Here is a 12,236-nt window from a genome sequence, read left to right as displayed (position 1 = left end):
CGATCCGCTGCCACTCCTGGCATTCCGTATTTCGGCATCTGTCCCTATCCCGTGAAACTGATCGGCGCGTTGAAGCCCCACAGGGCGATGGACAGCAGCATGTCGATCGCGATGATCGCCACGAAGCTGGCGCGCACCGCGCGACCGGAGGCGATGCCGACGCCTTCCGGGCCGCCGGTGGCGAAGAACCCGTAGTAGGAGTGCACCAGGATCACCACCGTGCCGAAGATCGCGACCTTGATCACCGCGGCGATCACGTCGAACCCGGACACGAACTGGAAGAAGTAGTGGTCGTAGACGCCCGCGGACTGGCTGTGCACCAGCGTCAGCAGGCCGCGGCAGGCCAGGTAGCTCAGGATCAGCGCGATCAGGAAGGTCGGCACGATCGCGATGGCGCCCGCGATGACGCGGGTGGTGACCACGAACGGCACCGACCGCAGGCCCAGCGCCTCGATGGCGTCGATCTCCTCCGAGATGCGCATGGATCCGATTTCGGCGGTCATCCGGCACCCGGCTTGGGCGGCGAACCCGATGGCCGCCGCGATGGGCGCCAGTTCACGGGTGGAGGCGAAGGCCGACACGATGCCGGTGACCGGCCCCATGCCGAGCATGTCCAGGATCGCGAACGATTCCACGCCCACCGAGGCGCCCATCACCAGGCCGAGCACGATCATCATCGGCACCGTGCCGCCGCCGACGATGACCGAGCCGCGGCCCCAGGTCATATCGGTGATCGCGCGCATCGTCTCCTGGCGGTAGCGACGCATCGTCAACGGCACCGATGACAGCACCTGCCAGACGAATACCGCGACGAAACCCAGCGATTCGACACCGCGCAGCACCCGGCTGCCGCGACGGAAGTAGCGCGCGGCCCAGCCGAGCCCCTTCGGGACATAGGACGAGGTCGACATCAGACCAGCCTCGTCGGCATGAACATGGCGCTGATCTGCGACATCGCCAGGTTCACGATCACGATCGACACCACCGACAGCACCACGGCGGCATTCACCGCGTCGGCCACACCGCGCGGGCCGCCCTTGGCTTCCAGCCCGCGCTGGCAGGCGATGACGACCACGAGGAAGCCGAAGATCAACGCCTTCAACAAGGAGACCCACACGTCGGCGACGGTGGTGAACGAGCCGAACGTCGCCCAGTACGAACCGGGCGTGACGCCTTGGCCGCCGACGGCGACCAGGTATCCGGCGAGCACGCCGACGAAGATGATCAGCACGTTCAGCAGCGGCGCGACGATCAGCATCGCGACCATGCGCGGAATGACCAGCCGGTGAATCGGGCTGATGCCCATGGTGTTGAGCGCGTCGATCTCTTCCCGGATGGTGCGCGCACCCAGATCGGCCGCGATCGCCGCGGCACCCGCACCACCGAGCAGGAACCCGGTCGCCATCGGGGCGCCCTGTTTGATCACACCGAGCCCGCCGGTGGCGCCGAGCAAGGTGTCCGCGCCGAGGGTGTGGATCAGGTTGCCGACCTGCACCGACACGATCACACCGAACGGGATCGCCATCAGGATCGCCGGGATCGCGGTGACGGTGATCAACCGCCACGCCTGCACCAGCGTTTCCTGCCACTGGAACTTGCCACGCGCGATATCACCGACCGCGCCCGTCACCGACTCCTGCGCCATCCCGACCGCGCGGCCGAAGGTCCGCAGCGACGACACCACCGTGCCGGAGAAATTCTTGCGCACGATCGCGACGGCGGAATCGCTCGGCGGCTTCCGGGTATCCAGCGTCATCGGCGAAGTCCTCGCGCCGCGCTCGCGATGCTCGAGCACCCGCGCGGGCGGCGGCGTGTTTCGGGGTTCATGGCGCACTCTCTGCTTTCGGCGTCGATGCCAACCCTCAGGAAGCTAATCGTTACGAGAGGTGACATACAAATTGACAGGTGCGTGACCCTGAACACAAAGAAACCGAATACGACATCACGCGAGAGGCTCGGTGTTATAGGTCACCATCGAGTGTGGACCGGTCGGCTCGACATGCACCCACGCGCATCGAGCACCGGACGCTCGCAGACTGTTTGCCCACGTCAGGACGATGTGCTCGCACGGTTGGACCGCATCGTCGGCTCCCACAACAAGCACGCCTGACCGATTACCGCGAGTCTCCCCGCGCACCGACCGATATCGCCGGTGCGGTGACATCGGTGGGGCATGTGCCGGTCATCGACGACGTTGCCGCGAATCCGGCAAACGGCCCGCGAACCACTGATTCGTGGGCCATCTCAGGGGTGTTCAGACCCGAGAACGACGAGGAGCCGCCGGCCGCCACGATCCGCTCGTCGGCGCGATGCTCGCGCCCGTCGCCCCGGTCCGTGGCGGGTCCGGAGGAGCGCCCGGCCGGGGTCTAACGGCCGGCGTCGGCGGCGCGCTCACCGGTGGACGATGGGCCGGCCGAATCCGCTGACGCTCCGGCGGGATCGGCGGCCGCGGGTTTGTCCACGGAAACCGCACGCGCCGTCGCGGGCTCGGCGGCCACGGACGACGCGGCGGCTGCACGCCCGGCGGCGTCCCATTTCTCCCGCAGGGCGGACACTTTCGCCATCAGGCTGCCCGGTTCGATACCGCGTCCCACCATCCACTGGGTCACCGCCGCCAAGGCGGAGACCACCGCGACGGCGGCGGCGGCCACGGCCGAGGGGGTGAACCGGGACGTCGCGACGTACTGTCCCTGGCTCGCGCCCGGCAGGATGAACTTGCCGTTTCCCTTGACCCAGCTCAGGAACTGGCCGACCTGACCGCCGAGGTCGTATTTGCGCGCGGTGAGGGCCTTGAGTTCGGCGCCCTTGCTGTCGAGGTACAGCATGGTGAACAGCACCAGCACCGCGACGCCCACCGACGACAGGGCCACCAGCCGGGCGAAATACTCCGAGCGCATCCGGAAATAGAGCACGACCAGACAGATCGTCAGCACGATCACGGCTGCCGTCGCGAACGCCCACAGTCCGCTGATCTGCGGGGTTTTCGGCGCCGACTTCGACCACACCGTCAGGTATTTGGTGGACACATCGATGCGCCCGAAGGCCGTGGACTCCACCGAACCATTGGCGCCCGTCGCCACCAGCCACGGTCGCGTCATCAGCACGAGCGTGATGAACGCCCCCACTGCGGCCACCAGATAACCCCAATGCCCGCGCAACGGAGTGCTCGCGCCGCGCACCGCCGCTGCCCTGGCCCGGACCGCGTCGGCCCGCCGCCTGCGCGATTCGCCGGCGCCTTCCGTCGCGGCGCCCCCGGCGACGGCCGCGCCACCACTGCCCGCTACGCCTTCCGGCGAATTCACCGCCACCGACTCAGCGCGTGTGTGCTCGGGTTCATCCCCTTGGCCCGCATCAGCTGATCTGGCGGCCGCGCCCTCACCGGCACCCGCTCCGGCATACTTCGGCGCGCCTGCCGCACCCGAGCGCGCCGCGCCCGATTCGACCGCTCCCCCGCCGACGAACTCACCCGAGACCGCGACACCACCGGCGGAACCCGCTCCGAAGAGCCCGCCGGATTCCGGGCTGTTCTGCTGATCGGAGCTGTGTCTGCTCGCGGATTCTCCGGTGTCTCGGGCAGCCTTGGCCTGCCAGGGGTTTGGGCCCGCCATTACCGCAGTTTATGGTGCCTGCACTGGTGGGAATACTGGTTGACCGGGTCGAATGGGCGCATCGCGGACGGGTGCGGCGGTGCGTCCAGCGGGGTCGCGGCAACGAAGATCACGCGATCAATCGACCGGCGGGGTGGACATAGGCGACAATTTGGCGCGTGCGGACCCAGTTCACCAATGAGCTCGTCGCGTTGACCGATGAGTTGACGCAGATGTGCCGGCTCACCCAAGACGCCGCCGAGCGCGTCACCGATGCGCTCGTCGAGGCCGATCTCACGGCGGCCTACGAGGTTTTCGCGCTCGACGAGCGCCTACAGGCCATGTACGCGGCCTGCGAGGAGCGCACGGTGGTGCTGCTGGCGCTACAGGCGCCGGTCGCCCGCGATCTACGGCATGTGGTGACCGCCATCCAGATCGCCGGTGAGCTGTCCCGCATCGGCTGGCTCACCAGCCGGGTGGCCGATCAGGTCTACAAGAGCAGCCCCGATCCGGTGGCGCCGGAGCCGATCGTGGCCTTGCTCGCCGAGATGGGCAGGCGCGCGGCCCGCGCGACCGCGCACGCGCTGCGCTCGGTCGCCGCGGGTCAACAGCCGCCCGAAGAGGCTCCCGATCCGCCTGCCGAGACCATGGAAGAGCTCAACCACCGACTCCACGCGGCACTCAGCGCCCCCGCCTGGACCGGAAGCACCGATACCGCAATCGAACTGGCCCTGCTCGGCCACCATTTGGAGCGCTGCGTCGATCACACCGCCCGCATCGAACGGCTCATCCGCTTCCTGGACACCGGCATCCCGCCCACCGCACAGCCCATCGAGGAAGAAAGGGACTGAACGTGGGCGGCCCGAAGCTGGTTACCCGCACACACCGCCGAACGCCCTATCGAGCGGACGACCCTGCCCTGCGGGCGATCGCGTAGAGGTCGCGCGCAGGCCCTGTCGGTCGCGTCCCCGCAGGCCAGACCGCCCGCAGCACTCGGTCGAGGTCGAGCCCGGTCACCGTCGGCGCGACCAGCGTGCCCGCCGCGACTTCGGCAGCCACCGCGAGTGAGCTGAGCACGGCCGGGCCGACGCCCGCGGCGACGGCCGTCTTGATCGCCGTGGTCGAGGACAGTTCCAGCGCCACAGCGGGCCGCACCCCTGGACGGGTGCGAGCCAGCGCGTGCTCGAACCAGTTCCGCGTCCCGGATCCGGTTTCGCGTTGCAGCAAGGGTGTTTCGGTCAGCTCGTCGACGCTCACCGAACCCCTGCGTGCCCAGCGATGCCCCGGCGCCACCACCACGACCAGGCGGTCCTTACCCACCACCCGGCTCTCCAGCCCCGCGAAACTCTGCCTGCTCTCGATGAATCCGATGGCTGCGCGCCCGTCGAGCACCGCCTGCGCGACTTCCACCGAGTTGCCGGATTCCAACGCGATGGTCAGATCGGCGGCCGCGGCCCGCAGGGCGGTGAGCCAGCCGGGGAACAGGTATTCCGCGACGGTCTGGCTGGCGGCGACGCGCAGGCGGGAATCGCGTTCGGAGCGCAGCGTGTCGATCCCGGCCTCCAGCTGTCCGGCGGCGTCGATGACGGCGCGGGCCCATTCCACGATGAGCGCGCCGGCGCGAGTGGGTCGCGAGCCGAGCGTGGTGCGTTCCAGCACCGGCACGCCGACCAGTTTCTCCAGGGTGCGGATCCGCGAGGACGCCGAGGGCTGGCTGATGCCGTGTGCCTGCGCGGCGCGCCCGAGGCTGCCGAGCTCGACCACTGAAAGCAGCAGGTCGAGCGCGGCGAGATCGGGCACCCGCGGCGACAAAGGCATAGAACCATTCTATGTACCCATAGACCGATGACGCCTACCAGCCACGCGGCAGGCCCGCGAGCCTGGATCCATGACCCTCACCGCGACCCACCAGCCCGTCACCGTCACCCGCCGCACCGTGTCCGCGCGCACCGGCGCGCTGGCGCAGGTCGGGCTGAACTGGTTCGCGATCGTCATGGGCACCGGCATCCTCGCCAATGCCGCCGCCACCCTGCCGCTGCAGCTCCCCGGGCAGCGCGCCGCCGCCACCGGCGTCTGGGTGCTGGCCACGCTGTTGCTCGCCGCACTCGGCCTCGTCTGGGCGGTGCGGATGATCCGCCATCGCGGTCACGTGCGAGCCGAACGCGATCATCCGGTGCTCGCCCACTTCTCCGGCGCGCCGCCGATGGCCCTGCTGACGGTCGGCGCCGGCGCGATGCTGCTCGGCAAGGACGTCATCGGCGAATCGGCGGCGGTAGCCATGGATTGGGTGCTGTGGCCGCTGGGCACCGCGCTCGGCCTGGCCACCGCCGTCGCCGTGCCCTATCGGATGATCACCCGCACCCCGGCCGGTGCACCCGATGCGGCGTTCGGCGGCTGGCTCATGCCCGTGGTGCCGCCGATGGTGTCCGCAGCCACCGGCGTCCTGCTACTGCCGCACACTCCGCCCGGCCAGGCCAGGGTGACGTTGCTGGCCTGCTGCGGCGCGATGTTCGGACTGAGCCTGATCGCCGCACTGATCACCACCACCATGATCTGGTCGAAGCTGATGCATTTCGGCGCGCCCGCGGCCGCGCTGGTGCCGACGCTGTGGATCGTGCTCGGCCCGCTCGGCCAATCGGTGACCGCCGCCGGCGCGATGGCCGATGCCGCCCCGGCCGTCGCCACGCCCGCGCAGGCCGCCGGTGTGGCCTTGGCCGCCACCGTGTTCGGGATCGCCACCTGGGGTTTCGCCATGCTGTGGTTGACGTTGGCGCTCGCGGTCACCGTGCGCACCTTCCGGGCGGGCGGGCTCGGCTTCTCGCTCACCTGGTGGGGTTTCACCTTCCCGCTCGGCACCTGCGTCACCGGGAGCACCGCGTTGTTCGCGCACACCGGCGCCGAACTGTTCGCCGTCGCGGCGGTCGCGTTGTACGCATTGCTTGCCGTCGCCTGGTGCACGGTCGCATCGCGCACCGCGCTCGGCGTGCGCGACGGTTCGCTGCTGCGTCCGGCCGCTCCGGCCCCGGTGTGATCGTGCCCACCGAAACCCGCAGCTCACCGCATACCTGACCGATGCGTGAGCCATGAACCCCCAGCCTGTTCGGCATTTCCGTACTCCAACCGTAGATCCGACCGCCATGACCAGGACAAAACTCCCAATCCTGGGAAGTGGGTAGGGTGTTTGCAGAGAAGAAATCAGACATCTACTATCCAAATACGTAGATGAAAGCTTGGTCTGGGTAGCTCCCGGACCGCGAGCGTCACGACGAGTTCGCGCTCGTGCGACACGACACCCCGGGACTACCCCCTCATCAGCCTCGAGGTGTCGTGGCCGCGGCCCGGTCTGGACAACCGGCCGCCCTCAGTCGCGCGGGCGGTGATCGAATTCGCCCGTGGCACGCCATCCCCGGCCCGGCGCCGGCACGCCGGTCCGGGGATGGTCCACGCGGCCGTGTCATCGGCCTGTGCGTAATCTCATAGCTGTCAGTGCCTTCGAGTGCAGCTGGCACCGGGTAGCTTGACGCCCGGTAATTTTCGGGCGCAGGACAAGGAAGTCAGTTGAGTTTCACCGCACTCCAGATCGGTTCCTTCGTCCACGGTGAGGTCGCCCGGTGAACGATCTGCTCGCACGCACCTCCGGCCGCACCCGCACGATCATCGCGGCCGCCGTCTGCCTCATCGCACTCGCCATCGTCGGCTACGGCTATGTCGACGACCTGTTCGCCAAGCGTGGCGCGGGTTCCGCCGGCGCGGCAACGACCACCGGGCGCGACGTCAGCGAGCTGCTCGGCCGCCTGGCCGTCTCGGCCGAGGGCTCGATGAGCGGCTACAGCCGGGAGAAGTTCCCGCACTGGGACACCAACAAGCCCGAACACGGCTTCGGTCCCGAGTTCGCCCAGTACGCCAAATGCACCACCCGCGAAGTGATGATGCTGCGCGACGCCACCGGCAAGGTCACCCTCGACGCGAAGACCTGCGAACTGACCATCGGCACCGACGGCGGCTGGCGCGACCAGTACGGCTTCACCGACCGTAAGACCGGGCAGCTGAAGCCCTACAAGTGGATGACCGATCCGGCCTCCGTCGACGCCGAGCACATCGTCCCGCTCGCCGAGGCATGGCGTTCGGGTGCCGACAAACTCGACGAGGACACCCGCCGCCGCATCGCCAACGACGCGGGCAACCTCATCGCCTCCGACCCGTCGGCCAACCGGTCCAAGGGTGACCAGGATGCCGCGCACTACCTCCCACCGGGCAATTTCCGGTGTGGCTATATCGATCACTACGTCAAGATCAAGGTAAAGTACGGCCTCACCGTCGACCCCGACGAGCAGAAGGCCCTCCGTACCGCCGTCGATGATTGCGTCAAGCGAGGAGAATTCCGATAAGCGACATCATCGAGCTCACCGCCGCGGCTGCCGTCATGACCGAAGAGGAAGGCACGGTATCCGGCGCCCTCGATGTCACCGTCGACGAATCCGGCAAGGGCTTGGTGCGCTACCGCGACACCGAAACCTGGTACACCATCGGCAACCTCGACGCCGAACCCCCACGGACCTGGACCTCCGTCACCGAACTGGTCGCCGCGATCGAAGCGGGCATCGGTGAGCGTGACGCTGCGGGTAACACCATTCCCTTCGAGGCATAGGCGGGTTCGCGCCGGGTGGACCGGATCCCGCCGGCCCACCCCTGCGGGTCCGCGATCAGCGAGCCGACACCGGCACCGCACCCAGTTCCGTACCGACCGGGGCGTCCCAATCGATCACGTACCGCTGCTCGGCACCCATCGTCTTCTGCTGACCCTTCATCATTTTCATCATCACCGGCATCACCGCCCGCATGATCCGGCCCGCGATCGGGCCCGGCGTCTTGGATCGGTTGATCTTGGCCGCGCGGGCCGCGATCCCCTCCACCCGCGGACGGCGCAACGCCTCATACGCGGCGAAAGCCTCCTCGGGACCGGCCAGATCGCGCAGGCAACGCGCCAATTGGACGGCACTCTCCACCGCCAGCGACGCGCCCTGCCCCGAACTGTTGGACGGCGCATGCACCGAATCGCCGGCCAGCACCATCCGCCCGCGATACCACCGCGGGACCGGCGGCATGATGTGCAGCGCGCCCGTGATCTGCAACTGGTCGGCCGTAGTGGCACGCGCCAACTGGCCGCCGGGGGTGTCCTCGGCATAGGTCTCGCGCAGGAGCGTCAGCCAATGCTCGGCCGGTATCGCGCGGGCATCGGTGAGCGACAGGTACTGCTTGTGCGGCAGGTTGGCGCCCCACGCGATCGTGCCCGCACCCTCCGGCCAGTACAGGTAGTACGCGCGTTTGCCGAACGCGAAGACCATGGTCTCGGGTGGGGTGTCGATCTCGCATTCGGTCAGCGCGCCGAATCCGAGCATGCCGGTGTATTCCGGGCCGGGCGCGTCCGGATCGATCAATCCGCGCACGGTGGAGCGGATTCCGTCGGTGCCGATGAGAACGTCGGCGGTCGCGGTACTGCCGTCGGTGAACTGGGCGGTGATGCCGTCGGCATGCTCGTCGACGGCGGTCAGCCGCTTGTCGTATTCGATCGGCACACCCGCCGCGATCGCGTGATCGTGCAGCACGCGATGCAATTCGCCGCGGTCGACGACCTGCATCGGCTCCACATCGGGCAGCGTCGGCACCTCGATGCGCTTGCCGCCGACGGACAGGTTCATCTTCGGGATCGGCACCGCGATCGCCCGGACGCGATCACCGGCGCCGATCACATCCAGGGCGGCAAGGCCATTGGGTGCGAGCGCGAGCCCGCTGCCGATGGTGATCGACGGCCCGGAATAGGCCTCGTAGACGCGGGCCTCGATTCCCGCCTTGCGCAGCGCGGTGGCGGCGACCGGGCCTGCGATGCCGCCGCCGATGACCAGCGCGGAACGAACTGTGGACATGAATAACTCCTGGTGGGGTCGTGTGTGTACGGCGAACCGCACCGCGAATCACCCACCCGGTTATCCTGTGGTTGCCAAACTCTGGCCGGGTGTGCGAATGCGGGCACGGTCCGAGACGGTTCCCCGAGTTCGGCGGCGGTGTTGCCGCACCTCCGCCGGACTCGGTCTCGGTGTTTGCTATGGGTGTGGCTTCCCCCCTTCCATGAGGTCGCCGGCCTTGGCCAGATCCATGCCTTCGCTGTGCCAGGTGCGCCAGCCTTCCAGCCCGGGGAACTTCCCGGACACCAGCTCGTCGCGGAATGCGGCGGTCCACGCGCGTTCGGCTTCGAGCATGGCCAGCCCGTATTCGGTCTCGACCATGAACAATCGCGGCAGGGAGCCCGCGGCCGCGTCGAATTCCGCACGCACGGTGGTGATCTGTTCGTCCAGGGCGTCGACCCGGCGTCCGAGCAGGTCGATCACCTCGTCCGGCGGCAGTGCCGCGAGAATCGACAGTCCGGCCACGTATTGCCGCTGTTCGGGCTGTGGTTCGGCGATGAGCTCCCTGGTCCAGTCGATCAGTTCGGCGCGGCCGGCGTCGGTGATCCGGTAGATCACGCGCTCGGGCCGCGCACCTTCCCGTTCACTGCCGACGACCTCGAGGAATCCGGCCTTCGCCATGTTCTGCACGACGGTGTACAGCGATCCCCATTTGATGTCCATATCGCGGTCTTTGCCGCGATCGCGCAGCGTGGACGCGATCTCGTAGCGGTGCATGGGCCGTTCGATGATCACCGAGAGCACCGCCAACGCCAGCAGATTGCCGACCTTGCGTTTGGTCGCCATGCACACCTCCTTACTCGTCTACGAATATACGTGCGCGAGTATTAGCGCCGCAAGAGGTGTGTCCGCTTTTCGGGGCTGGAGACGCAGGAGGATCCGAGCCTCGACCCATCCGGGGTGCCCCGTCGCGGTGGCGGTCAGTGTGCGGGGACGAGTTCGTGCACGTCCTGGTCGAGCAGTTTGATGGCAATGCTCTCCAGTGCCTGGTCGAGCAGCATCCGATCGGTGGGATCGGTGCGGTCCCAGTCGTCGAGCCGCACATCCAGCCAGCGCCGCCAGGCCGCCCTGATCCGGTCGACCTGCGCCTGCCCGGCCGGGGTGAGGGTGAGCAGTGGGCCGTCCAGGGCGAGGTATCCGGCGGCGCGCACTTCGCCGAAGACGGGAGCGATCACCTCGTCGGGCAGCCGGTGCACGCGCGCGATCGCGTCGAGGGTGGCCTCCCCGCGAATCCGGTTGTGCAGATATACCTGTCCGAGCGCCCAGGCCTGACCTCGGGTGAGGTCGGTGCCGGCGTCGGCGAGAACCACCGGGCCGATCGGGCCTTCGGCGCGCGCGGATCGCAGGGTGGTGGCGATCGCGCGTTCCAGCAGCACCACCCGATCGGCCGAGTCCGGCACCGAGAAACCCTCACCCACGTCGCGCGCATCCGCGCGGGCACTGTCACGCAAAGGCACTTCCCTCAGGAACCAGGCGACCGCGAAACCGGCCAGCGCGACCGGAACCACCCAGAGGAACACGTGGTCGATCGCCGCGGCGTAGGCATCGATGATCGGATCGGCCTGCTCCGGCGGCAGCGCCCGCAGCGCCTCCGGATTCGCCGCCACTTCGGGCGGAACCACCCGCACCTCGGTCAGCGCGCCGGCGAGTTCGGGATCGAGCTTGTTGGTGTAGAGGGTGCCGAAGACGGCGGTGCCGAACGCGCTGCCGAGCGTCCGGAAGAAGGTGACGCCCGAGGTGGCGGTGCCCAATTGTGCGTACGGGACGGTGTTCTGCACGACGATCGTCAGCACCTGCATGGCCAGACCGATGCCGAGACCGAGGATCAGCATGTACAGCGATTCCAGCCAGACGCTGGTGTCGCGGCCCATCGTCGACATCAGCAACAGCCCGACCGCCATCACGCCGGTGCCCGCGATAGGGAACCAGCGGTAGCGTCCGGTCTTGCCGACCACCTGGCCGGACAGGATCGAGGTGACGAACAGGCCGAACACCAGTGGCAGGGTGCGCACCCCCGAAGCGGTGGCCGAGACACCGTCGACGTATTGCAGGTAGGCCGGCAGATACGTCATCGAGCCGAGCATCGCGAACCCGACGATGAAGCTCAGGATCGAGCACACCGTGTACACCTGGCTGCGGAACAGCCCCATCGGCAGCATCGGTTCCCGCGCGCGCAACTCCACCCAGACGAACGCCGACAACAGCACGACCGCCGTCACGAACAGCCCGATGATCTGCACCGAACCCCACGCGTATTCGGTTCCGCCCCATTCCAGGCCGAGAATCAGGCTCGACACACCGAGCGCCACCAGGCCGATGCCCGCGTAGTCGATGATCGGCTTGGCCATGGCCTTGACGTGCGGGATGGTGCGCGCGGCCAATGCGATCATCAGGATCGCCAACGGGACATTGACGTAGAAGCACCAGCGCCAGCTCGCATGGTCGGTGAACAGCCCGCCCAGCGTCGGCCCGATGACGGTGGTGACGCCGAAGACCGCCCCGAGCGCGCCCTGATACTTGCCGCGTTCGCGCAGCGGAATGATGTCGGCGATCAACGCCATGGAGGTGACCATCAGCCCGCCCGCGCCGACCCCCTGGATCGCACGCGCGACGATCAACAGCAGCATCCCGTTGGCCAGGCCCGCGACCATCGAACCGACGATGAAGATCAGCGCACTGAGCTGGA

11 protein-coding genes are annotated in these 12,236 nt (G+C 68.3%); 4 read left to right on the top strand and 7 right to left on the bottom strand.

Annotated elements, in window-relative coordinates:
* Positions 1–44 precede the first annotated feature (44 nt).
* The 3 genes from AC4HOU_RS24195 to AC4HOU_RS24185 all read right to left on the bottom strand — a co-directional run bounded on the left by AC4HOU_RS24195 (position 45) and on the right by AC4HOU_RS24185 (position 3,608).
* Entirely contained in the window at positions 45–911 is an 867-nt protein-coding gene (locus AC4HOU_RS24195) for an MlaE family ABC transporter permease (protein WP_195021467.1), read from the bottom strand.
* Positions 911–1,756, bottom strand: coding sequence for an MlaE family ABC transporter permease (locus tag AC4HOU_RS24190; RefSeq protein ID WP_163815927.1), 846 nt, complete (start codon positions 1,754–1,756; stop codon positions 911–913). Before AC4HOU_RS24190 ends, AC4HOU_RS24195 begins: the two co-directional genes overlap by 1 nt.
* A gap of 610 nt (positions 1,757–2,366) precedes the next feature.
* Positions 2,367–3,608, bottom strand: coding sequence for an MFS transporter (locus AC4HOU_RS24185; protein WP_195021468.1), 1,242 nt, complete (start codon positions 3,606–3,608; stop codon positions 2,367–2,369).
* 158 nt (positions 3,609–3,766) lie between these two features.
* Between AC4HOU_RS24185 and AC4HOU_RS24180 the strand changes: the two genes are divergently transcribed.
* On the top strand, positions 3,767–4,438 hold the full coding sequence (locus AC4HOU_RS24180) for a phosphate signaling complex PhoU family protein (protein WP_163815931.1): 672 nt from the start codon (positions 3,767–3,769) through the stop codon (positions 4,436–4,438).
* A gap of 46 nt (positions 4,439–4,484) precedes the next feature.
* On the opposite strand, the gene AC4HOU_RS24175 is transcribed toward AC4HOU_RS24180, so the two are convergent.
* Entirely contained in the window at positions 4,485–5,405 is a 921-nt protein-coding gene (locus AC4HOU_RS24175; protein WP_194990491.1) for a LysR family transcriptional regulator, read from the bottom strand.
* Between the two features lie 70 nt (positions 5,406–5,475).
* Between AC4HOU_RS24175 and AC4HOU_RS24170 the strand changes: the two genes are divergently transcribed.
* The 3 genes from AC4HOU_RS24170 (at position 5,476) to AC4HOU_RS24160 (ending at position 8,235) form a co-directional block, all read left to right on the top strand.
* Positions 5,476–6,618 carry a TDT family transporter gene (locus tag AC4HOU_RS24170; RefSeq protein ID WP_195021469.1) on the top strand — a complete coding sequence of 381 codons (1,143 nt, stop codon included), beginning with the start codon at positions 5,476–5,478 and terminating at the stop codon, positions 6,616–6,618.
* A 580-nt stretch (positions 6,619–7,198) separates the two neighbouring features.
* Positions 7,199–7,975: an HNH endonuclease family protein gene (locus AC4HOU_RS24165; RefSeq protein WP_195021470.1), complete on the top strand. Its 777-nt coding sequence runs from the start codon at positions 7,199–7,201 to the stop codon at positions 7,973–7,975.
* Positions 7,976–8,010: 35 nt separating this feature from the next.
* On the top strand, positions 8,011–8,235 hold the full coding sequence (locus AC4HOU_RS24160) for a hypothetical protein (RefSeq protein WP_163815940.1): 225 nt from the start codon (positions 8,011–8,013) through the stop codon (positions 8,233–8,235).
* Positions 8,236–8,290: 55 nt separating this feature from the next.
* Here the strand turns inward: AC4HOU_RS24160 and AC4HOU_RS24155 are convergent, their stop codons facing one another.
* The 3 genes from AC4HOU_RS24155 to AC4HOU_RS24145 form a co-directional block, all read right to left on the bottom strand.
* The gene (locus tag AC4HOU_RS24155; protein WP_195021471.1) at positions 8,291–9,511 is read right to left on the bottom strand and encodes an FAD-dependent monooxygenase; all 1,221 of its coding nucleotides are present in this window, start codon (positions 9,509–9,511) and stop codon (positions 8,291–8,293) included.
* A gap of 177 nt (positions 9,512–9,688) precedes the next feature.
* The gene (locus tag AC4HOU_RS24150) at positions 9,689–10,336 is read right to left on the bottom strand and encodes a PadR family transcriptional regulator (protein WP_194990488.1); all 648 of its coding nucleotides are present in this window, start codon (positions 10,334–10,336) and stop codon (positions 9,689–9,691) included.
* 134 nt (positions 10,337–10,470) lie between these two features.
* Positions 10,471–12,213, bottom strand: a complete 1,743-nt coding sequence (locus AC4HOU_RS24145) for an MDR family MFS transporter (protein WP_490725419.1) — start codon at positions 12,211–12,213, stop codon at positions 10,471–10,473.
* Between the last annotated feature and the right edge of the window lie 23 nt (positions 12,214–12,236).

This window comes from Nocardia sp. JCM 38205 (genome assembly GCF_058222935.1).
Note: the sequence above shows the minus strand (reverse complement) of the source record. Positions and strands in the feature narration are given on the sequence as shown.